Annotated in this window: 22 protein-coding genes, 1 pseudogene and 1 other annotated feature; of the genes and pseudogenes, 22 read left to right on the top strand and 1 reads right to left on the bottom strand. The window is 44.7% G+C overall.

Translation table 11 applies throughout. The annotated features are described in order from the left end of the window. Window positions 1-208: 208 nt before the first annotated feature. From C0638_RS22920 to C0638_RS22830, 20 genes and pseudogenes are all read left to right on the top strand, one after another. On the top strand, window positions 209-982 hold the full coding sequence (locus C0638_RS22920; protein WP_013370747.1) for a DUF3388 domain-containing protein: 774 nt from the start codon (window positions 209-211) through the stop codon (window positions 980-982). Window positions 983-1,012: 30 nt separating this feature from the next. Continuing rightward, entirely contained in the window at window positions 1,013-2,107 is a 1,095-nt protein-coding gene (locus tag C0638_RS22915) for a helix-turn-helix domain-containing protein (protein WP_058710514.1), read from the top strand. 84 nt (window positions 2,108-2,191) lie between these two features. After that, complete coding sequence (locus C0638_RS25475; protein ID WP_013370749.1) at window positions 2,192-2,356, top strand: hypothetical protein; 165 nt, start codon at window positions 2,192-2,194, stop codon at window positions 2,354-2,356. 145 nt (window positions 2,357-2,501) lie between these two features. After that, on the top strand, window positions 2,502-2,993 hold the full coding sequence (locus tag C0638_RS22910; RefSeq protein ID WP_013370750.1) for a YajQ family cyclic di-GMP-binding protein: 492 nt from the start codon (window positions 2,502-2,504) through the stop codon (window positions 2,991-2,993). 208 nt (window positions 2,994-3,201) lie between these two features. Beyond that, a complete protein-coding gene (pgsA, locus tag C0638_RS22905; RefSeq protein WP_040101541.1) occupies window positions 3,202-3,789 on the top strand; it encodes a CDP-diacylglycerol--glycerol-3-phosphate 3-phosphatidyltransferase in 588 nt (195 codons plus the stop codon). A gap of 93 nt (window positions 3,790-3,882) precedes the next feature. Beyond that, window positions 3,883-5,151, top strand: a complete 1,269-nt coding sequence (locus tag C0638_RS22900; RefSeq protein WP_058710513.1) for a competence/damage-inducible protein A — start codon at window positions 3,883-3,885, stop codon at window positions 5,149-5,151. A 227-nt stretch (window positions 5,152-5,378) separates the two neighbouring features. Beyond that, a complete protein-coding gene (recA, locus tag C0638_RS22895) occupies window positions 5,379-6,440 on the top strand; it encodes a recombinase RecA (RefSeq protein ID WP_025679773.1) in 1,062 nt (353 codons plus the stop codon). Between the two features lie 211 nt (window positions 6,441-6,651). Then, entirely contained in the window at window positions 6,652-7,401 is a 750-nt protein-coding gene (locus C0638_RS22890; RefSeq protein WP_058710512.1) for a regulatory protein RecX, read from the top strand. A gap of 361 nt (window positions 7,402-7,762) precedes the next feature. Next, the gene (rny, locus tag C0638_RS22885; RefSeq protein ID WP_013309958.1) at window positions 7,763-9,307 is read left to right on the top strand and encodes a ribonuclease Y; all 1,545 of its coding nucleotides are present in this window, start codon (window positions 7,763-7,765) and stop codon (window positions 9,305-9,307) included. Window positions 9,308-9,383: 76 nt separating this feature from the next. Further along, complete coding sequence (locus C0638_RS22880) at window positions 9,384-10,178, top strand: TIGR00282 family metallophosphoesterase (RefSeq protein ID WP_058710511.1); 795 nt, start codon at window positions 9,384-9,386, stop codon at window positions 10,176-10,178. A 129-nt stretch (window positions 10,179-10,307) separates the two neighbouring features. Then, a complete protein-coding gene (locus C0638_RS22875) occupies window positions 10,308-10,568 on the top strand; it encodes a stage V sporulation protein S (RefSeq protein ID WP_007430104.1) in 261 nt (86 codons plus the stop codon). A 118-nt stretch (window positions 10,569-10,686) separates the two neighbouring features. Next, window positions 10,687-11,754, top strand: a complete 1,068-nt coding sequence (locus C0638_RS22870) for a dipeptidase (RefSeq protein ID WP_058710510.1) — start codon at window positions 10,687-10,689, stop codon at window positions 11,752-11,754. Window positions 11,755-11,942: 188 nt separating this feature from the next. Beyond that, a pseudogene (locus tag C0638_RS22865) lies at window positions 11,943-13,028 on the top strand (low temperature requirement protein A). Window positions 13,029-13,172: 144 nt separating this feature from the next. Continuing rightward, a complete protein-coding gene (pduL, locus tag C0638_RS22860) occupies window positions 13,173-13,745 on the top strand; it encodes a phosphate propanoyltransferase (protein WP_013370759.1) in 573 nt (190 codons plus the stop codon). A gap of 296 nt (window positions 13,746-14,041) precedes the next feature. Further along, window positions 14,042-15,595, top strand: a complete 1,554-nt coding sequence (gene miaB / locus C0638_RS22855) for a tRNA (N6-isopentenyl adenosine(37)-C2)-methylthiotransferase MiaB (RefSeq protein WP_013370760.1) — start codon at window positions 14,042-14,044, stop codon at window positions 15,593-15,595. 84 nt (window positions 15,596-15,679) lie between these two features. After that, window positions 15,680-16,132, top strand: a complete 453-nt coding sequence (locus C0638_RS22850; RefSeq protein ID WP_058710509.1) for a YlbF/YmcA family competence regulator — start codon at window positions 15,680-15,682, stop codon at window positions 16,130-16,132. 139 nt (window positions 16,133-16,271) lie between these two features. After that, window positions 16,272-16,676 (top strand): PaaI family thioesterase, encoded by a 405-nt coding sequence (locus C0638_RS22845; protein WP_058710541.1) that lies wholly within the window; start codon window positions 16,272-16,274, stop codon window positions 16,674-16,676. Between the two features lie 65 nt (window positions 16,677-16,741). Beyond that, window positions 16,742-17,530: an NUDIX domain-containing protein gene (locus C0638_RS22840; protein WP_013370763.1), complete on the top strand. Its 789-nt coding sequence runs from the start codon at window positions 16,742-16,744 to the stop codon at window positions 17,528-17,530. Window positions 17,531-17,597: 67 nt separating this feature from the next. Then, window positions 17,598-18,164, top strand: a complete 567-nt coding sequence (locus tag C0638_RS22835; protein ID WP_058710508.1) for a cysteine hydrolase family protein — start codon at window positions 17,598-17,600, stop codon at window positions 18,162-18,164. Between the two features lie 119 nt (window positions 18,165-18,283). Then, on the top strand, window positions 18,284-19,747 hold the full coding sequence (locus C0638_RS22830) for a nicotinate phosphoribosyltransferase (RefSeq protein ID WP_025679787.1): 1,464 nt from the start codon (window positions 18,284-18,286) through the stop codon (window positions 19,745-19,747). Between the two features lie 65 nt (window positions 19,748-19,812). Here the strand turns inward: C0638_RS22830 and C0638_RS22825 are convergent, their stop codons facing one another. Next, complete coding sequence (locus C0638_RS22825) at window positions 19,813-20,328, bottom strand: MogA/MoaB family molybdenum cofactor biosynthesis protein (RefSeq protein ID WP_058710507.1); 516 nt, start codon at window positions 20,326-20,328, stop codon at window positions 19,813-19,815. A 263-nt stretch (window positions 20,329-20,591) separates the two neighbouring features. On the opposite strand from C0638_RS22825, the gene C0638_RS22820 reads away from it, so the two are divergent. Both C0638_RS22820 and argS read left to right on the top strand, forming a co-directional pair. Then, window positions 20,592-20,921 carry a four-helix bundle copper-binding protein gene (locus C0638_RS22820; protein WP_016821017.1) on the top strand — a complete coding sequence of 110 codons (330 nt, stop codon included), beginning with the start codon at window positions 20,592-20,594 and terminating at the stop codon, window positions 20,919-20,921. A 77-nt stretch (window positions 20,922-20,998) separates the two neighbouring features. Then, window positions 20,999-21,257, top strand: a binding site (T-box leader). Window positions 21,258-21,316: 59 nt separating this feature from the next. Then, a complete protein-coding gene (gene argS, locus C0638_RS22815) occupies window positions 21,317-23,041 on the top strand; it encodes an arginine--tRNA ligase (protein WP_058710506.1) in 1,725 nt (574 codons plus the stop codon). Window positions 23,042-23,209: the final 168 nt, after the last annotated feature.

Genomic DNA, 23,209 nt, shown 5'->3' with positions numbered 1-23,209 from the left:
CTCCCTTTTGGGGGGCTTTTCTGTAATGGTTACAGAGCTGTTCTTGTAATTCCATTGTAATTTATATATCATAAACGTGATTGAGGCTTACAACACAATATAGCCTATTAAATTTCAATAATTGGTTTTGTCGAATGATGCTATCTTATGATACAATTATGCTTTGATTTGGCATTGTTGACGGTTTGAATGTGAATGAGGTGCTAACGTGACGGAAGAGACGAAACAGTGGTACATGGAATACAAGATACATAAAAATCGACCCGGACTGCTGGGGGACATTGCTTCCATGCTTGGTATTCTGGGGGTTAATATACTGACGATTAACGGTGTTGAAGGCGAAAGACGGGGGATGCTTCTCGAAACAGACGATGACGAGAAAATACGCATTCTCGGAGATACGTTAAAAAAAGCCAGCAACATTACAGTCACGGCCTTACGTGCTCCGAGACTGGTCGATATATTGGCAGTTAGACATGGCCGTTACATTGATCGGGATTCAGATGATCGTAAAACTTTCCGCTTTACACGCGATGAGCTTGGGTTGCTGGTCGATTTTTTGGGTGAAGTATTAAAGAGGGATGGCAATCAGGTAATTGGTCTTCGCGGGATGCCGCGTGTGGGTAAAACGGAGTCCATTATTGCCAGTAGCGTATGTGCAATGAAGCGATGGACTTTTGTGTCGTCGACGTTATTACGACAGACGGTACGCAGTCAGCTTTCTGAGGAAGAAATGAATCCCAACAATGTGTTTATTATTGATGGCATTGTGAGTACAATTCGATCAAATGAAAGACATTATCACCTGCTTCAGGAAATTATGAGCATGCCAAGTACCAAAGTGATTGAGCATCCTGATGTATTTGTGCGTGAATCGGGATACAGCTTTGACGATTTCAATATCATTATTGAACTTCGCAATAATCCGGCTGAGGAAATTATTTATGATACCTTTACAGCCAGTTATACAGAAGATCTTTAAATAAGTGTAATTACACAAGGAGATGATGACATGTCAGAACTGGGTCAGCAATTAAAGGAGGCCCGGCTGCAAAAAGGATTGAGCCTTGACGATGTTCAGGAAATGACGAAGATACGCAAACGTTATCTGGAAGCCATTGAGACGGGCGATTACAAAGTGCTGCCGGGAAGCTTTTATGTCAGAGCTTTTATTAAAACATACGCCGAAACGGTCGGGTTGAATCCCGATGAGCTTCTGGAAGGGCACCAAAGCAATGTGCCTGAACCTGAACCGGAAGCAGTCATGGAGCCTGTTACACAGAAACGCTCCAGCCGTCCCGCGACGATTGGCAATCTTAAATGGTTGCCTACAGCGTTAATGTGGCTTTTTCTAGTTCTCATTGTTGGGGTTATTTATGCTTATTGGGTGAGTAACAACCATTCCACTCCAAAAACAGCAGAAAACACAACGCCGATTACAACACCAAGTACACCAAGTACAACACCTAACACAACGCCAAGTACGACACCAAACACGTCTACTCCAAATACAACTACGACACCGAATAATGGTCAGACAACGGCACCAAATGGTGCTGGCGGGCAGACCCCTGATACGGGGAAAACCGGGGAAACCCAGCCAGGTGGTACGGGAACTACAGATGCGACGACTCCAAATACTGGTCAGCAGCCGGATACGACTACGCCAGCGCAGGGAGTAACTGTGGCTCAGGATGGTAAGCAAGGCAAGACGACGATCTTCAAAGTCTCCAGTGCAACGGGGGCCACGGTCAAGGTTGATATTAAGGCAACGGGCGAAAGCTGGCTTGAGGTGTATAAGGGACAAAATTCCCGTGGAGAAAAGCTGAGCTATGGTATGACTAAAAGTGGAGATGCCATGTCTTTTGATATCGGTCCAGAAGGCTTATATATCAAATCAGGACGGTCTTCTGCCACGGATATTTCCGTCGCCGGCCAACAGATAACCGATAATAAATCGACGACTCGCGTGTTGATACAGCAAGGGGAAGCTTCTTCCACTGGAGCGAGTACTGGGGTGACGGGTTCAACGGATACGACGACAAATGGTAGTACGGATACTACACAAAGTGGGACAGATTCTAGTACAACTACTGATGGTGAATAAACGCCTTGTTGCGGTGAAATACTAATGACTGTAATTCTTGGAAAGTCAGTCAGTTCATTTTCCGCAAAGTGAGGTGTATACGTTATGACCGTCAGCTGGATTGTGACTGGGCTCGGGATTATTGTCAGTTTACTGGGCTATTATCTAACACCGAATGCATGGGGCTATGGCATATTGGGCTTTGGTCTTGCTCACATTGTGCTTGGAATTTTGGATATGTTTAGAAATCCAACACGAAGTCACTATTAGAAATATTAAATTGAAATTGTAAATAAAGGCGTTTTTGTCGGGGAACTGGCAACAACGCCTTTTTAGTGAACGGATTATTGGATTTTTGTAAATGACTAGCCTATAATTAGATATTGAACTTTGTTGTGGAAAGGAAAGTGAAATGATGGCTTCAGAAAATTCATTTGATATCGTCTCCAAAATGGATATGCAGGAGTTAACAAATGCGGTTCATCAGACGGAGCGTGAAATTGAAACGAGATTTGATTTCAAGGGGAGCAAAAGTAGCCTTAAGCTTGAGAAAGATGCCCTTACGATTGCATCGGAAGATGAATACAAGCTGAATGCGGTGATTGATATTTTGCAATCTAAAATGGTCAAACGAGGTCTATCCCTTAAAAACGTGGAATTTGGAAAATTGGAACCAGCTTCTTTAGGTTCAGTGCGTCAGCGTCTTTCTCTTAAGCAGGGAATTGATCAGGATAACGCCAAAAAAATTAATATCCTTATTCGGGATTCCAAGCTTAAAGTGAAAAGTCAGATTCAAGGTGATCAAATTCGAGTAACTGGGAAAAATAGGGATGATTTACAAGCCATTATTCAATTGCTGCGGAAAGCTGATCTGCCGTTGGAGCTTCAATTTACAAACATGAAATAAGTCGTTTTCTCTCATAGATTTTGTAGGACTAAACGTTGCTTGATGTGTAGCAGGTTATTTTGACATGCGTTTTGCGCCATATTATACTTGTAACGAAAATGCAGACATTGAGGTGTATAACGCTCGTCGAAAGCGATTTACATAGGATTGAATTCAATCCGAAAGCTGCCATTTGTAATCAAGTACGATAATCAGGGGAGAGTGTGTTGTGAATTTACCCAACAGAATTACAATAACGCGGATTTGCCTTATCCCGGTGATGATGCTGGCTTTGCTGGTGGATTTTGATTTTTATCCGCCACCGATTGAGATCGGTGCATTCAGGCTGCCGTATAATCAGCTGATTGCGGCTATTATTTTCCTTGTAGCAGCCAGCACAGATGGCCTTGACGGATATTTGGCTCGTAAAAATAATATGGTCACCAATTTGGGCAAGCTGTTGGACCCCCTTGCTGATAAGCTGTTGGTAACTGCTATTTTGGTTTCTTTGGTGGAAATGGGAAAAATTGATTCTTGGGTTGTCGTTGTGATTGTCAGTCGTGAGTTTGCGGTTACGGGTCTGAGACAGATCGCCTTATTGGATGGCTCTGTGGTTGCTGCAAGCAATTGGGGGAAATTAAAGACGATCATCCAGATCGTTGCTATTGTAGCACTGCTCATTAATAATTTCCCGTTTGTTTTTCTGGGTATTCCGTTTGATTTAATAGCGATATGGGCAGCTGTGTTAATCACCATTTATTCGGGTATTGATTACTTTGTAAAGAATATCCATTTGCTGAGCTCCTCTAAAGTTTAACAGGATAAATCTTATGGAAACAGCAATAGGGACTTAACTTATTGCTGTTTCTTTACATAATTCACATTATACGCATCATAGGAGGACGAATTGATGAAAGCTGAAATCATTGCAGTAGGAACAGAGTTATTACTTGGACAAATAGTAAATACAAATGCCCAATATTTGTCACAAGAGCTAGCTACTATCGGAATTGATGTATATTTTCAGACTGTAGTTGGCGATAACATGGATCGACTTCAGGAAGCGGTACGTCTTGCTCAGAAGCGTGCGGATATTATTTTGTTTTCTGGTGGGCTGGGGCCAACTCAGGACGATTTGACAAAAGATGCGATAGCGGCTGTACTGGGGCGAAAATTGCAGATAGATCGTCTTGCCATGGACAAGCTGGATCAGTTTTTCCGTAACCGCGGGGTAGAAATGACCGAGAATAACCGCCGCCAGGCGCTTTCTATTGAAGGAGCCACTCCGCTTGAAAATGAGACGGGTTTAGCTATAGGGGATGCCATTGCACAGGACGGTAAATTTTATGTGGTTTTGCCCGGACCGCCTAAGGAACTTAAACCTATGTTTGCAAATCATGCTAAACCATGGTTGCTTCAGCAGGCATTAAGCGGTGAGGAGATGCCGATTTATTCGAAAATGCTAAAATTCGCAGGGATCGGTGAGTCAGCTCTTGAAACGCGCTTGTTAGATCTGATCGAATCCCAGACGGACCCCACGATTGCTCCTTATGCCAAGGAAGGGGAAGTCACGATCCGTATATCCACCAAGGCGGCCAGTGAGAGTGAAGCTTTAATTAAGCTGACGGCTACGGAAGTACAAATTCAGCAGCGTCTTTCCGAATATATGTATGCAAGTGAGGATGTTACGCTGGAGAAGGTGATTGTAGATTTAATGGCCAAGCGCGGACTCACTGTGAGCGCAGCGGAAAGCTGTACAGGCGGTATGCTGATGGAACACATCACTTCTATACCTGGCAGTGCTGTTATGTTTCAAGGTGGCATCGTGTGTTATTCCAATGAAATGAAGATGAAATTGCTCAATGTGCCTTATGATTATTTGGAAGGGGATCATGCGCCAGGCGCAGTGAGTAAGGAAGTAGCCCTTGTGCTTGCAGAGCAGGCAAGAATGATTATGGACAGCGATTTCGGACTTTCTGTTACTGGTGTAGCTGGGCCCGGATATTCCGAGCGGAAGCCAGTCGGCCTGGTGTATATTGGTATTGCTGAGCGCGACAAGGAAACGGAAGTATATGAGCTGAATTTAAGCGGTAACCGTGAGACCATCCGTTTGCGATCCGTCAAAGCTATCTTGTACAGATTGTGGCGCCGATTGGTAGAGAACGAGAAACTCTCTTAAATTATCGATGAGTTGTTTTAGATAGATATTCATGATATAATATTCTTATTCGGAAGAACCGTTGCAAAGCTTTTTGCCAGCGGTTCTTTTTTCGTTTTAAGAGAAAGGTATAATTATAGAAGAGAGCTGCGGGAAATAAAAAAACGAATGTATGTTCGAAAAAATGCTTGGCAAGCGTGTCAAAACAAGGTATTATTAAAGTACAAACAATGAAGGATGTGAGTTTATTGTCAGATCGTCGTGCTGCGCTGGATATGGCGCTCCGTCAAATAGAAAAGCAATTTGGTAAAGGTTCCATTATGAAGTTGGGTGAGTCTACTCACATGCAAGTGGAAACAATCCCCAGTGGTTCGATTGCTTTGGATATTGCGTTAGGAACGGGCGGCTTTCCAAGAGGCCGGATTATTGAAGTATATGGACCGGAATCATCCGGTAAAACGACAGTAGCTCTTCATGCTATTGCAGAGGTGCAAAAAACAGGCGGACAAGCCGCCTTTATCGATGCCGAGCATGCGCTTGATCCGTCGTATGCGAGCAAGCTGGGTGTCAATATTGATGAGTTGTTACTATCGCAACCAGATACAGGTGAGCAGGCATTGGAGATTGCCGAAGCTCTTGTGCGTAGTGGGGCAGTGGACATTATCGTCGTTGACTCTGTAGCGGCACTTGTACCGAAGGCAGAGATTGAAGGCGAAATGGGAGATTCCCATGTCGGTCTTCAAGCGCGCTTGATGTCACAGGCATTGCGTAAGCTGTCTGGAGCCATTAATAAATCGAAAACCATTGCTATCTTTATCAACCAGCTCCGTGAAAAAGTAGGTGTTATGTTCGGTAACCCTGAGACTACACCGGGTGGACGTGCCTTGAAGTTTTACTCTACGGTACGTTTGGATGTTCGTCGTATCGAAAGCTTGAAAATGGGTAACGACATCGTGGGTAACCGTACACGTATTAAAGTCGTGAAGAATAAAGTCGCACCTCCTTTCCGTCAGGCTGAAGTGGATATTATGTACGGTGAGGGCATTTCCAAAGAAGGAAGCTTGATCGATATCGGTACGGAGCACGACATTGTCGACAAGAGCGGAGCATGGTATTCCTACGAAGGCGAGCGCCTTGGTCAGGGACGTGAGAATGCAAAGCAATTTTTGAAGGAAAATCCGAACATTGCTAGTACGATCGAGCAAAAAATCCGGGTGGCCAGTAATTTGATTACAACAATTGCTCCACCGACAGAAGAAGAGTTGGCGCAGGAGGCCAAGGAAGAACAGGAATTGCTGGAGCTTGAATAAAGCTTGCCCGAAACTTCGCTTCTGATCTGTCATGTGAACTGTAGCCTAGGGATTATGGTACAGTCCGTTTAAATAGCATGATTCTGATGCCCTGCACAGTTGTGCAGGGTATTTTTGCATCAAATAAAGTTTGCTTTGTCAGCAGAATCTAACTTTTGCGTAGCAGGTGATCGTAGGCTGCTTTCGTGAATTTCAAAGTGAGGGAAACATATTGCAGTTGGACGATAAAGATGAATACACTTCGGAAGAAAATAAACAGCAAGGGATTTCTCTTTTTCCAGATCATGAGGAATTGATGATTACTAGAGTGGAGCAGGGACAGGGACGCAAGCGTGGAAGATACATCATTCATTTTGGTCCATACTCACTGTCTGTCTTGGAAGATGTAATGATCAAGTACAACATGTTCAAAGGAACGTCATTCGTCAAAAAAGAACTAGAAGATATCGTTCTGGTAGATGAAAAACAACAGGCTTATGTACATGCGCTGCGCTATTTGGGGCAAAAGCCTCGTACATGTCAGGAAATTGCCCAGCGTTTAGCGCAAAAGGAAGTGGATCAGGCTGTTATTGATGAGATACTGGTACGATTGCAAAGGGAGAAGCTTGTAGATGATGATTTATACGCCCGTCAGTGGGCAAGACAGCGTATAATAAGCCAACGTAAGGGTAAGATGTGGATCAGGCAAGAACTTCGTCAGAAGGGCATCTCTAAAGCCTCTATCGGGGAAGCGTTAGGTGAGATCACCGACAATGAGGAGTGGGAGAGTGCCTTGTTGGTTGGACGTAAGAAATGGAATCAGGTACGTGGTGATATAATGGATAAAAAAAGGAAAACATTCCCGTTTCTTATGAGACGCGGCTATTCAGGGGATATGACACGCCGCGTGGTTAATCATCTCAGTGCGGCCGAGCAAGACGGAGCATTCGAAGACGAGGAATTACTGCATTGGGAGGAATAAGTTGCAAAACGGTAGCTGAACCTTTGGCTAGATAAGCCGGTTATTATATGGACAGCTGCGCGGTAGTCTACTAATGTTTGCATTCCCTTGACAATGCCATTTGTCAAATAATAAAATATATATGAAACGATATTTGTGGAGTGCCCTTTTTCCTTCCAAAAAAGCGGAATCCACAGTAAAGTTCTCATCGCCAAATAACAAGTGATGCCGCTATGCCAGGCGGAATTGTACGTGTGAAAGCATGTGCATATGAAATGAAGCGACCTTGTGTCGTTATCTTAGTTTGACGATCAAAGTAAATGTGACAATTTCAAAAAGTCCCAAGGAATGCCTTGGAGGAACCAACGGGGAGGTGAACAGTATGATGACTGCGATCTGGTTCGTTCTCGTTGCTGTAGCCGCGTTATTCTTTGGGTTCGGGATTGGTTATTTTATTCGCAAATCTATTGCAGAAGCTAAGATCTCCAGTGCGGAAGAGGCTGCCGCGCAAATCGTGGAGAACGCGAAAAAAGAGGCAGAAGCGCTGAAGAAGGAAACGGTATTGGAAGCGAAGGATGAAATTCACCGCATCCGTGCCGAAGCTGAAAAAGAAACTCGTGAACGTCGTAATGAAATTCAACGACAGGAACGAAGATTGCTGCAAAAAGAAGAATCGCTGGATAAAAAATTGGAATCGCTGGAACGCAAAGAAGAACAAGTGGCCAACAAAGAGAAACGAATCGATGAAACCCAGCAGCAAATTGATTTGATTTACAAGAGCCAGGTAACTGAGTTGGAGCGTATTTCTAATCTTACGATGGAGGATGCAAGAAGTATTATTCTGACCAACGTAGAGCAGGAAGTTCGTCATGAAACAGCTCAGATGATTAAGGAAATTGAACAGCAGGCCAAAGAAGAAGCGGATAAAAAGTCTCGTGAAATCATCACACTGGCCATCCAACGCTGTGCGGCAGATCATGTAGCAGAAACGACGGTTTCTGTTGTGACATTGCCGAATGAAGAAATGAAAGGCCGGATTATCGGACGCGAAGGCCGTAACATCCGTGCACTTGAAACCCTTACAGGAATCGACCTCATTATTGATGATACGCCGGAAGCTGTTATATTGTCCGGATTTGATCCGATTCGTAGAGAGATTGCGCGTACTGCACTCGAGAAGCTGGTAGCGGACGGACGGATACATCCGGCTCGTATTGAAGAGATGGTGGAAAAATCTCGTAAAGAGGTGGACGAACGAATCCGTGAGTATGGTGAACAGGCCACCTTTGAAGTGGGTGTGCATAGCTTGCATCCGGATTTGATCAAGATCTTGGGACGTCTTAAGTTCCGTACGAGTTATGGACAGAACGTATTGAAGCACTCGATGGAAGTTGCATACTTGACAGGTCTGATGGCCGGGGAACTGGGCGAAGACGTTGTACTGGCAAGACGAGCAGGTTTACTGCATGACATCGGGAAGGCGCTGGATCACGAAGTGGAAGGATCACACGTTGAAATTGGCGTGGAGCTGGCGAAGAAGTACAAGGAACACCCGGTCGTTATCAACAGCATTGCTTCACATCACGGCGACTGCGAAGCGACTTCAGTGATCGCCATGCTGGTTGGAGCGGCAGATGCCCTGTCAGCAGCAAGACCAGGAGCACGGCGTGAAACGCTAGAGACGTACATCCGTCGTCTTGAGAAGCTCGAACGCATCTCCGAATCTTTTGAAGGCGTTGAAAAATCATACGCAATTCAAGCTGGACGCGAAGTTCGTGTCATGGTACAGCCAGAGAAAATTGATGATGCGGAGGCATTCCGACTGGCTCGCGATATTACGAAAACGATTGAGAATGAACTGGATTATCCAGGACATATTAAGGTTACCGTTATTCGCGAGACCCGTGCGGTAGAATACGCAAAATAAAAGCATTTCAATGAAAAGTGGCCGCTGCTTGTAGGGCCACTTTTCATTATGTAAGGCAGACTAGGGAGGGTTTTCTATCAACGTATTATTTATTGGAGACATCGTCGGCAGTGTAGGCAGAAAGGCACTGAGGGAGAATCTCCCTTCGCTAAAATCAAAATACAACCCGCATGTTATTATCGTGAACGGAGAAAATGCAGCTTCGGGAAGAGGGATTACTCAAGCCATCGCCAGAGAATTTTTTGATTGGGGCGTTCATGGGATTACGATGGGGAATCATACATGGGACAATAAGGAAATATTTGATTTTATAGATGATGAGCCGCGGATCATCCGTCCCGCTAACTTTCCACCAGGTACACCAGGCCGGGGTTATACTGTGGTAAAAGGTGGGGGGAAGGAACTAGCCATTGTTAATCTGCAAGGTAGAACCTTCTTGCCGGCTATTGACTGTCCATTTCGTGCAGCGGATGACATTGTAGACGAGCTCCGCAAAAAGCATAAACATATTCTAGTAGACTTTCACGCTGAAGCCACCTCCGAAAAAATTGCTATGGGTTGGCATCTGGATGGACGTGCATCCATCGTGGTAGGGACACATACACACGTACAAAGTAATGACGATACGATTTTGCCACAAGGAACTGCGTATCAGACAGATGCGGGAATGGTAGGTCCTTATGAGGGCGTGCTTGGTATGCAGAAAGAGGCTGTATTACAGAAATTTCAGACCCAGCTTCCGGTACGCTTTCAAGTGGACATGGGCAAATGGCACTTTCATGCCATCAGTGTAGAGCTCAATGATCACGATGGAAAAGCCCGCAAAATTGAGAAAATCAGGCTTAAAGAAGACGAATGGCGGATGGATTAACTTTGTTTTGAGCTACTTAAGGAAAGAATAAGGAAAACTGTCACCAAAAAGCAGGAATTTTTTGCTGACCCTCGAATAACATCTAATAGTGGAATCAAACCATCATCATTCCCAGGGGAGGTACTTACTATGGATGTATTAAAAGTATCAGCAAAATCCAATCCCAATTCAGTTGCAGGCGCACTCGCAGGAGTACTGCGTGAACGCGGAAATGCAGAATTACAGGCGATTGGAGCGGGTGCACTAAACCAAGCCATTAAAGCGGTAGCCATTGCCCGGGGATTTGTCGCACCAAGCGGAGTGGATTTGATTTGTATTCCTGCTTTTACAGACATTGTTATTGACGGAGAAGATCGGACTGCAATCAAATTGATTGTAGAACCAAGATAATAAATGGAAGTTGCCTGAGCCTGTTTACGTTTTGTAAACGGGCTTTTTTGCTTTGTGGTTTAGTTATTATGGTTTTCAAAATAAATTTGTGGGCTTTAATCCAATGGAGGTATGGTGCATGAATGATAAGTTTGAAGCGAATTGGCCAGTTGTTGACCTGCACTGTGATGTGTTATGTAAAATGCAGCTCGATTCGCAGGTGGATTTCAGTCATTCATCACTTGATGTCACAAAAGAGCGTTTGCTAGAAGGCAACGTAAGATTGCAAACGTTCGCTATTTATATATCACAGGTATTGGGCACGCCAAGATTTGAGCATGTGGTTCGTCAAATTGAACTGTTCAGGCAGCATGTTACCTCTAGCTCAGGCGGGTTAAAGCCTTTACTGTGGAGAGAAGACTTGGCAGCACTTAAAAATACGTACGCTGTACGTCAAGTGGAGCAAGTACAGCATACAGACGTAGAGAAGCAAGCAGGAAAGATAACAAATGGGCATGGGAGTGGGACGAAACATACAGGGGCACCTTGGGCGTTGCTCTCACTCGAAGGTGTAGATGCGCTGGAAGGAAATCCGTTTTATGCGGATGTATGCTATGCCATGGGAATACGATTGATCGGTCTGACATGGAATTATGCAAATTGGGCTGCTGACGGTATTATGGAGCATAGAGGAGGCGGCTTGACCCGCAAGGGACGTGATTTGGTTCATCGCTGTAATAGTCTGGGACTGCTGCTAGATGTATCACACTTGTCCGTACAAGGATTCTGGGAATTGATGGAGGAAGCGGCCTTACCGCCCATCGCCTCGCATTCGAACGCCTTTGCGAGATGTGCTCATCCCCGCAACTTGCGAGATGAACAGATTCGGGCACTGATCGCCCGTAACGGACGAATTGGATTGACCTTTGTCACGATGTTTCTGAAAGAGCAGGGTACAGTGCACGCTGAGGACCTGCTACCGCACATTGAGCACATTTGTTCATTAGGTGGCGAAAGACATTTGATGTTTGGCTCTGATTTTGATGGTATCGAGGCCCATGTACGAGGACTGGAGCACGCGGGAAAATATCCGGCTTTTGCAGAACTACTGCTGAAGCATTACTCTGAGGAGCTGGTCAAGGGATGGCTGGGAGAACATGCACTGGACTATTTGCGAACGAATCTGCCATCTAAAATGTCTTCTTAAAATAGCTTAATATAGCAGTTGTTTTCGGCTGAGCATTTTCTTGACAAAGCGAGAATGATTACGAAATAATTGGAGCATCCGAGGCTTGCATGGTGCTAAAATAACGCTTTCCGAAATTGGACATACGTAGGAGCGAGCCTGACAGCACCATGCTATACCGCCATACAAGAGGGGAGCTCCGTTACATCATGTTGATAAAAAAGGTTACCTGGCTTGAACTCTTTTATGATTTATTGTTTGTAGCAGCTGTGTCCAAGGCGACTCATGTTTTACTACATGTTGAGCATGGCAGTGTTGGTTGGCATAATTTAGAGAAGTTTATTTTGATTTTTATTCCGATCTGGTGGGCATGGGTGGGGCAAACTGTCTATAACAATCGTTTTGGTCAAGACAGTATAACGCATCGAATTTTTATGATTTTGCAATTATTTTTTGTGTTAATTATGACTGCCAGCTTGAATGTAGATTTTGATGCGTACTATGCATCTTTTTTTGTTGGCTATATTGGTTTAAGAGGTTTGACTGTCGTTCAATATTTGCTTTCGGCCTCCAAAGAAACAGCTCATAAACAGGAAACAGCTCGTTTTTTTTGAACCTATCTTTGGGTTGGGATAGTCATCTCTAGCTGCTCCCTTTTCTTCGACTCGTGGGTTCGATATTTGATTTTATATACTGGCATTGCGGTGGATATCCTCGTTCCTTTGATCGGTCGTAAAAAGCTGGTGATCACACCTATCCATACAGAGCATCTTTTGGAGCGATTTGCACAGTTTACTTTAATCCTGCTTGGAGAATCAGTGATAAGTATACTTTCTGTTTTACAATCTGATCATTTCACAGTTTCCTCCATTGTATTTGCTGCTTTGACATTTGTGCTGGTCATTGCAATCTGGTGGCAATATTTTGAGAATATAGAGAAGCGTGTGGACAAATCAAAACAAACAGCAGGACAGACTATTATTTATGGTCATTTGTTTATTTATCTTTCTCTTAGCATGCTTGCAGCTTCCATACAGCTCTTATTTTTGGGGCAAGCAGCCTATACTTTTGTACTTTGCTTTACTTTTGCTTCTGTTTTGCTTTATTTTTTGTCAGTTTTGCTGGTATTCCATCAGTACAGATTAAGTCACCTTAAACCTCGTCTCAGAGTCATTCTTTTCTTAACTGGAATTCTCTGTGTCCTGTTTATTCTGAATATATTTATTGTAGTTCCTCATCTCATCGTAGCTGAGATCATGCTTTTCTTTCTCCTGTTTGCTAAAATGACGGTTTGATCCAAGTTTTATAGGGACGATATGTCTGGCTGGTTAGGGCGAAAAAGGGAACTTTATGTGCTATCCTTTTCTTTCTTGTCGAAATAGGAGTATAATAACATAGATGTGTAAAGTATTGTATAGAGAAAAAGGAGTGACCACACGATGACTAAAATCGTACCTGTCGGCGTTTCCGCCCGTCATATTCACCTGACTCAAGAGCATATTGAAATTTTGTTCGGAGCAGGCTATCAATTGACTGAATTTAAACCTTTGTCCCAACCAGGACAATTTGCTGCAAATGAAACGGTAGCTGTAATTGGTCCTAAGGGCCAATTTGATAAGGTTCGCATTTTGGGACCTGCTCGTCCCGCTTCTCAACTGGAAATCTCTCGCACAGATTCCTTTGCTATTGGTGTAAAGGCACCTGTACGCGAATCCGGTAGCATTGATGGTACACCAGGAATTACAGTAAAAGGACCAGCTGGAGAAGTGGAACTGCAAGAAGGCGTTATTGTAGCAGCCCGCCATATTCATTTCCATACATCCGATGCAGCTAAATGGGACATTAAGGATAAGCAGCTGCTGAAAGTACGTGTTGGTGGCGAACGTGGCCTTGTATTTGAAAATGTTATTGCACGTGTGTCCGATTCTTTTGCGTTGGATATGCATATTGACACGGATGAAGCGAACGGAGCCGGTGTGAAAAACGGTGACAACGCTGAAATCGTTGACTAATATACGTATTTGATCTGGAAGGTGTAAAAGTCCGACTCTTGCAAAAGAGTTGGGCTATTTTTATATGCACTAGAATAAACAAATATTTACCTATATACATAAAAACCTCAGCACATCACATGGCATCCGATTGGTATCCCGGGATGATCTATGGCTATGACCTATAAATCATGCTATAATTTAGTGTAATGCCTTTTTTAAAGGTTTTTGGAGCTTAAATAAAATAACAATGCCTAAAGATACAGCAAAATCACAAGTTAGCTCGTGAAATAGATGGTGTAAGGAGTGACCAGCGAATGGCTAAGGAAACAAAAGATTACTCCCAATATTTTGATTTCTCGGATGCGAAGATTATTTCTGAAGATGAGCATAGCAAAAAGATTCGCATTCGCGGACGTGAAATCAACATTATGGCGGAGCCGAACCATAGAAAAGAAAAACAGCGTGGTAAAGAGGACGTCCAGGTATTGTATGATAACGCAGTCCCGGATGAGCTAAAGCATATCGGTGAGGGCAAGCATTATATCGTATATACATTCGGTTGCCAGATGAATGAGCATGATTCTGAAACAATCAAAGGCTTGCTGGAGCAAATGGGCTACCAGGCAACCGAGGATCGGAAGGAAGCAGATATCATTTTACTGAACACTTGCGCTATCCGTGAAAATGCGGAAGATAAAGTGTTTGGTGAGCTGGGTCACCTCAAGCATCTCAAAACAGAAAAGCCGGGACTGCTGCTTGGTGTGTGTGGCTGCATGTCGCAGGAAGAGAATGTTGTGAACCGGATTATGCAAAAACACGGTTTTGTTGATATGATCTTTGGTACCCATAATATTCATCGTTTGCCTCAGCTTGTCAAGGAAGCCCTCTTTAGCAAAGAGATGGTGGTTGAAGTGTGGTCCAAGGAGGGCGACATTATCGAAAACCTGCCGAAGAAGCGTGAGGGTATGCGGGCTTGGGTAAACATCATGTATGGCTGTGATAAGTTTTGCACTTATTGCATCGTTCCTTTCACACGTGGTAAGGAAAGAAGTCGTCGGCCAGAGGATGTTATTGCTGAGGTACGGGATTTGGCCCGTCAAGGATTTAAAGAGATTACCCTGCTGGGTCAGAATGTCAATGCCTATGGCAAGGATTTAAAAGATATGAATTACAGATTCGGGGATCTGATGGATGATATGCGCAAAATCAATATTCCGCGTGTACGTTTTACGACCTCACATCCGCGTGATTTTGACGACCATTTGGTTGAAGTGCTTGGTAAGGGCGGCAATCTGGTGGAGCATATTCATCTGCCTGTACAATCCGGTAATACGGATATATTGAAGAAAATGAACCGAAAATATACTCGTGAGCGTGTTTTGGAGCTGGCAGCGAAGATAAAAGCGGCTGTTCCGCATGTTTCTCTGACAACAGATATTATCGTAGGTTTCCCGGGTGAAACAGACGAACAGTTCGAAGATACACTATCTCTGGTGCGTGAAGTGGGCTATGACTTTGCCTACACATTTATTTATTCACCACGTGAAGGCACGCCAGCGGCTTCGATGGAAGATAATGTGCCTATGTCGGTCAAAAAAGAGCGTCTCCGGCGTCTGAACATTGCTGTGAATCAAAACAGCCTACGCTTTAATAGTCGATTGCGTGGTGAGGTGGTTGAAGTGCTGGTGGAAGGCGAGAGTAAAAATGACAGCAAAGTGCTTGCTGGTCGGACTCGTTCCAATAAGCTGGTTCATTTTGAAGGTTCTAAGGACCTGATTGGTTCCTTTGTCCAAGTAAAAATTACAGAGCCTATGACCTTCTACATTAAAGGTGACTTGGTTCAAACGCCAGTAGCGGTTAACGGATAAAAAGAATAGTCTAGCGGCCTGCATGCGGTCTGATTAAAGGGCTGCATGCAAGACCATCTAAGTGAAAAAAAGGAGCGATGGACAATGACAGAGGAGCGGTTGCAACAAACAGAACTTCAATCGGCGGCGCGCCAACATGATCATTTGGTCAATCGCGATATGATATTGGCAAAGGCCAAAGAGTTGGCGGGTATTCTGGGCAGCAGTGAGGAAGTACAGGTGTTCCGGAAAGCAGAAGAAAAGATTCAGGATCATGAGCGCATCCAGCAACTGATTGCAACGATGAAGAAGAAGCAAAAGGAAATCGTAGCATTTGAATCTTTAAAGAATCAAAAAATGATTGCCAAAATAGAAGCTGAACTTCAGGAGCTACAGGAAGAGCTTGACGGTATTCCAATTGTAACGGAGTTTCAGCAGAGCCAGGTGGAAATTAATGAGCTGCTGCAAATGGTGATTACGGCCATCCGTGATACGGTTGCTGAAAAGGTGAACGTTGAAGAGGGAAAGATCACTTCCTCCTCGAATTGCAGTGACTAGAATAAGATTTATGGTGTGGAGGCTTAGCTTCCACGCCTTTTTTTCGGAAGCAATTACTCATTGTAAATGTTCATGAGATACCAAAAGAATTGCGACATCATAGATGGGATGAAAGCGAGGGAATGGTAAGTTGCGTAAGATGCTAGAGGGTGAAGAAAATACTTTTTGGGAGTACTTAGGATGTGAGCTGATTACAGCTGATGCTAACGAGGCACATATCGCTTTGGAGGCCAAACAACACCATACCAATGTGATGGGGATTGTACATGGGGGGGTGCTCACAACATTGATGGATCAGGCGATGGGGATGGTCAGTATGGCTTCACGAAATATGGATTCATGTGTAACAACGAATCTTAACGTTCATTTCTTGTCAGCCATGAGACAAGGACGGCTGGAGGTTAAGGCACGGATTGTTCATCAGGCAGGCCGCACCATAACCACTCAGGCAGAAGTGAGGGATAGTGAAGGTACGCTCGGTTGTACAGCTACAGCAACCTTCCGAGTATTGCGTCAACAAGCAAGTGATTCAGGCAAGGCCTGACGCTTGACAAAAATTTTTATTATGTCATAATGAATTTATCAAAACGATATAATATGGTGATGCCAATGGATAGCAATCGTATAAACGAAGAGGCGCAGAAGGCGTCTTATAACATTAAGAAATACCGTACCCCGGATGGTGCTCCGGCGGATATCGTAATGTTTACTTTAACGAAGCGTGAGCGCAAGACGGTAACAAAAACATTGCCGATTCGTGAGCTGAAAGTAATGCTCATCAAGCGCCGTAGTTGGCCGTTTGCGGGACGCTGGGCATTGCCTGGAGGATTTTGTCAAGAAGATGAATCCATATATGGAGCGGCCAAGCGGGAACTGTTAGAGGAAACCGGTGTAGACGGCGGACATCTGGAGTATTTGGGCGTATATAGTGGACCAGGCCGTGATCCGCGTGGGTGGATTATATCGCATGCGTTTTTTGCACTGGTAGAGGAATGGATGCTGGAGCAGCGCCAGGCGGCCGACGATGCTTCTGAGGTCGGGTTATTTACGATCAGAGAAGCGTTGGAGGAATTGGAGCTGGCGTTCGATCACCGGGATATCATAGTTGATGCTTATCGCAAAATTCAGTTGCAGATGCTTCAGACAACGATAGCCAAGCAGTTTTTACCGCCACATTTTACACTGGGTGAATTGTATCAGGTGATTCAGAGCGTCGTACCGGATTTCGAAGAGCCGAATTTTATTCGCAAAATAACATCGACTCGTAGCAGACAGGGAATACTGGAAGAGGTGCGGGATGAGAATGGCAAACCGCTCAGTTCCAATCAGTATTCACAAAGACCGGCCCAGTTGTATCGCTTTAGTGATAGAGTACCGCGTTTATCTATCTATACGTAACTTTTATTGGAATAGGTCACGCATAGAGCGTACAACCTCACTTTGATGATAAGGAGCTGACTGTACGATGAAGGCACTGATTGTTATTGATTACACGAAAGATTTTGTGGACGGTAGTCTGCCTGTGGGGCAACCTGCTATTGAGCTAGATGAACGGATCACAGCTATTACGCAGGCCTACGTGGATCAAGGGGACTTTGTTGTCATGGCTGTGGATTTACATGAGGAGAACGACCTCTATCACCCGGAGAGTAAGCTGTTTCCTCCACATAATATACGTGGAACCAACGGACGACAATTGTATGGTAAACTCCATAGCCTTTATAAGCACCAAAGTGATCGTATCTATTGGTTGGATAAAACACGGTACAGTGCTTTTGCTGGTACGGATCTGGAACTCAGGTTGCGCGAACGCGGGATTCTGGAAGTTCATTTGATTGGTGTGTGTACAGATATATGTGTGCTGCATACAGCTGTAGATGCTTACAACAAAGGTTTTGCTATTACCGTATACAAGGACGCTGTGGCGAGCTTTAATCAGGCGGGACATGATTGGGCTTTGGGCCATTTTGAGGGAAGTCTTGGAGCCACGGTGCGGTCGGCTGAAGATACGCTTTTGCTCCAGAAGAAGTAAAATAACCGAACGATTGTGCACCAATGTCCGATAACAAATTAGAGCCGGATATTGCTGAATCTGGGCAGATAAGACGGTATGCCGTCACCAATCCAGGGACAGTCAGAGAGGATGATACGATGAAGTCAACGAGCCTCGCATTACATACAGATAAATATCAGATTAATATGATGTACGCCCATTGGGTGAACGGAAGTCACCAACGTAAAGCTGTGTTCGAGGCGTATTTTCGTAAGCTTCCTTTTGGCAATGGATATGCCGTGTTTGCTGGTCTGGAACGCATTGTGAATTACATTTCAAACTTGCGGTTTACAGAAGAGGACATTCGCTATCTGTCAGAGCAGGAGGAAAAGTACGATCCCATGTTCATGGAGGCATTGCGCCAGTTTAAGTTTGGCGGAACGGTCCACTCGATGAAGGAAGGAGCGCTTGTTTTTCCGAATGAGCCTCTGGTACGTGTTGAAGGAACCATTATGGAAACGCAGCTTGTCGAGACGGCATTGTTGAATTTTATGAATTACCAGACACTCATTGCGACAAAAGCATCACGTATCAAACAGGTGGCAAGTGACGATACACTGCTCGAATTTGGCACACGACGTGCGCAGGAGGCAGATGCAGCTATTTGGGGAGCACGTGCTGCTTATGTTGCAGGTTTCGATGCGACTTCTAATATGCTGGCAGGCGAACACTTTGGGATTCCGACAAAAGGGACTCATGCCCATTCATGGGTACAAACCTTTATGACGGAGCAAGAGGCGTTCGACGTGTATGCGAAAGTTTTGCCAGATCAGGTTACGCTACTGGTAGATACCTTTGACACGCTGGAGAGCGGTGTTCCCCATGCGATTCGGACAGCAAAGATGCTGGAGAGTCAAGGCAAGCGTATGAATGCCATCCGTTTGGATAGCGGTGATTTGGCTTATCTATCTATTCAGGCACGGGAAATGCTGGATGCTGAAGGTTTGGATTACGTACAAATTGTAGCTTCCAACGATTTGGATGAAAATACGATTTTCAATCTAAAGGCCCAAGGTGCACGTATTGATGTGTGGGGTGTAGGAACACAGCTGATTACAGCTTCAGATCAACCTTCACTGGGTGGAGTGTACAAGCTGGTTGAGCGGGAAGTGGACGGTGAAATGCTGCCGACGATTAAAATCTCGGGTAACCCGGAAAAAGTATCTACACCAGGCAAAAAGGATGTATACCGTATTGTGGATAAGAAGAAAGGGAGAGCTGTAGCTGATTATATTTCTTTCCCGGATGAAGAACGTCCGCGTAATGGTAAGCGCCTGAAGCTGTTTAACCCTTTGCATCCATATATGAAGAAGTATGTAGAAAATTACGAAGCTGTACCGATGCTTGAACCTATTTTTGTAAATGGGCAGAAGGTATACGAGCTTCCTGAACTGGATGAAATTCGTGCCTATCATGCATCACAGTTGAAACTGTTTTGGCCAGAATATTTGCGGAAGCTGAACCCTGAAATTTATCGCGTAAATCTTAGTGAGAAGGTATGGGAGCTGAAGCAAAAGCTGATTGACAGCTACATGCAGCCCGAAGTTGAAGAAAAGGAATAATGTGAAGAGGCACCTCATCTATGTATGGGGTGCCTTTTTTGTATCTGCAATGTGTAAATAGGAGCTTATTTATAAATTTCTCTCATTACATGACGCAGCTCAGGGACAATAATGCGTTCCATTGCCAAACGAACGGCTCCGCGGGAGCCAGGCATAGAAAACACAACTGTCTGGCCCACAGTGCCCGCTACAGCCCGGCTTAATATAGCTGCTGATCCAATGTCCTCAGCAAAGCTTAAGTAACGGAAGATTTCTCCAAACCCAGGTAGTTCCTTATCCAGTAGAGAGGAGACGGCTTCATATGTAGTATCACGCGGAGAGATGCCAGTACCACCTGTTAAAAGTACAGCCTCGATGTCTTCATGTGCCGCAGCTTCGGCTACCAACTGCCGGATTCCTTCATAGTCGTCCTTGACGATAACATATCGAACAACCTTGTACCCATTCGTTTCTAGTAGTTCCTTGAGCAGTCGTCCCCCAGTATCGGTTTCCATGGTACGTGTATCCGAGACGGTCACGACCATGCAGTTAACCTGTTGCGGAGATTCCTGTCGGTGCTCCTCTACAGATGTTATATTCATTACAATGTTCACTCCTTGATCAGTGGTTAAGCATACTCTTTTTTTACAATAGAGGAATGATAGACTGGATGCAAGTCAGAAACGAAGGCTAAAAAGTTATGTGATTAATATCCTTGCGCTTACACCTTGGAATATAGTACACTTCCTTACATAAGTCGGGATTTTCTGGGTTTATTTTGTTGAAAGCGCGAACATCAAATGATTAATTTCAAGGTTCAGCGGGTAATAGTACAGCAGGATCAACAACTGGGAGGTAATGTATTATGAATCATTCATACCAAAAATGCGTGGATGCTTGCCTGGAATGTATGAACGCTTGCAATGTATGCTATGTAGCAAGTTTGAAGGAATATGATCTAGCTATGCTGCGTGAATGTATTCGAGTGAGTAGGGAATGCGCAGAGATATGTGGGTTTGCTGCTCAAATGTTGCAGCGCGGAACGGATTTTGCCGAGGAAATCTGTGAGCTATGTGCCAAAGCCTGTGAGGTATGTGCTGCTGAATGCAGCAAGCATTCCCATAATCATTGCAAACATTGTGCAGAAGCCTGCCGTCATTGTGTTGAGGCCTGTCGCCAATTGGTGGCAGTGTAATTACATATACAGAACTAGTCCCTGAAGAGGGAATAAAAGGTTGCTTTCTACTAAATAGGTTTGTATAATGGTGGGAATTAACGTCAAGGAACGGGAGAGTAGCAACGGAACCGTATCATTACAGCGAGCCGGAAAAGGTGGAAGCCGGTATGAAATCCGATGTGAAGCGCACCCGGGAGACGGTTGATCCAACGATAAGAGCTTCTAGTAGATCAGCCCGGCAGACACCGTTATTTGTCAATGGAGTGAAATCGCGATTTTGTGTAAGCTAGCTTTAGCTATACAACCGATTTACGAAGAGTGGTACCGCGGGATATCGAAGTTCTCGTCTCTTGATTATATCAAGAGGCGAGGGCTTTTTTTGTTAGATCTTATAAAAAGAAGGAGAGAGGAACATGTTGTTGATGATTGCTACCCACGCTATTGTAGCTCATACGGGCTTGGAGGAGAAAGAAGTTTTATCTTTATTCGAGGTGCCTCCGCAGCCTGAATGGGGAGATGTGGCGTTTCCCTGTTTTGTGCTGGCTAAAAAATTTCGAAAGTCTCCACAGCATATTGCAATGGAATTGGCAGAGCTAGTAAGCCGTGAAGCGGGTCTAACTGCTTCAGCATCGGGTGCCTATGTAAATATTACATTGGATCGATCTGCTCATATTCCATCGATGCTTGCTGAATTGCGCAAGGCTGAGTTTCTCAAGCCCAATATCGGATATGGACAGCGAGTAGTGATTGATATGTCCTCGCCTAATATTGCCAAACCATTTGGTATCGGTCATCTTCGCTCTACTGTTATTGGTGCCGCCTTGTATCGCATACTTGGTGAAACCGGATATGTGCCGATTAGTGTGAATCATCTAGGGGATTGGGGAACACAATTTGGCAAGCAAATTGCGGCCTATAAAAGATGGGGCAATGAGGAGCAGCTACAACATGATCCGATCGGGGAATCGTTGAAGCTATATGTCCGTTTTCATCAGGAGGCCGAGCATGATCCGTCTTTGGAGGATGAAGGCCGCGAGTGGTTCCGACGTTTGGAGCAAGGGGATACTGAAGCTCAACAACTGTGGGAGTTTTTTGTTGAAGTCAGTCTGGGAGAATTTGACCGTATGTACCAACGTCTTAACATTTCGTTTGACCATGTATTGGGGGAAAGTTTTTACAATGATAAGATGCAGGCAGTTGTTGCCCAATTAAGAGCAAAAGGACTGCTGGAAGAAAGTGATGGAGCACTTGTGGTTCGTCTGGAAGACGAGCAACTGCCGCCGTGTCTTATTTTGAAAAAAGATGGGACTACCATTTATCCCACCCGTGATCTGGCAACAGCGATTTATCGTCATGAAGTGATGAAGGCTGATCGCCTGCTGTATGTCGTTGGCGGGGAACAGAAGTTACATTTCCAACAGGTATTTGCGGTGCTGAAGCATGCAGGGGAGACATGGGCAGAGCAATGTGAGCATGTACCGTTTGGTTTAATGCGGTTTGCAGGCAAAAAAATGTCCACAAGACGCGGCAAGGTGGTGAAACTGGAGGAAGTGCTGGATGAAGCTGTAGCGCGTGCTCAAGACATCATTACGGAGAAAAATCCCAATTTGCTGGAACAACAGGCAATAGCTGAAGACGTTGGCATCGGAGCGATTATTTTTGGCGATTTAAAAAATAACCGTCTGAATGAAGTGGATTTTTCGTTAGAGGAGGCACTGACCTTTGAAGGTGAGACTGGCCCTTATGTGCAGTATACTCATGCGCGCATACGCAGTCTTTTGGAGAAAGCTCGCGCCCACTCTGATGTTGATTCTACTTCCAGTGACAACGTTCTTGCCCAAGACGGGCATTCTCCTGATTTGAATATCGTTTCGGATGAAATGCTGGGTGACGCAGGCTGGGCGCTGCTTAAGCAGTTGGATCGCTATCACGGACAGCTAATACGTGCTGCTAGGCAACTGGAACCTTCGGTTATTGCGAGATTTGCATTAGATACAGCACAAGCGTTCAACCGTTTTTATGCTAAGGAAAGGATTGTCGATGGTGGACAATGGCGCATTCAGTTGGCGGAACAGACTGCGGATATGCTGGCAAGTACACTGCGACTTCTTGGACTGAAAGCCCCTAACCGGATGTAAGCTACCACAAGTGGGTATTTTTGTTAGGTACACTGCTGCTTTTGCTAGCTAAATTACTGCGAGTCAGCTCTTTTTCTCTAAAAGGTGCTGCAAAAGGAAAACTGTCATAGACACTTTTGGGTTTGCATGGATATGGTGAGCGGAAAAGAGCAAGACGGGTTACACTAA

This window comes from Paenibacillus sp. lzh-N1 (genome assembly GCF_002872435.1).
In the GTDB taxonomy this organism is placed as follows: Bacteria; Bacillota; Bacilli; order Paenibacillales; family Paenibacillaceae; genus Paenibacillus; species Paenibacillus polymyxa_C.
The sequence above is the reverse complement of the archived record's forward strand: the minus strand, read 5'-3'. Positions and strand labels throughout refer to the sequence as shown.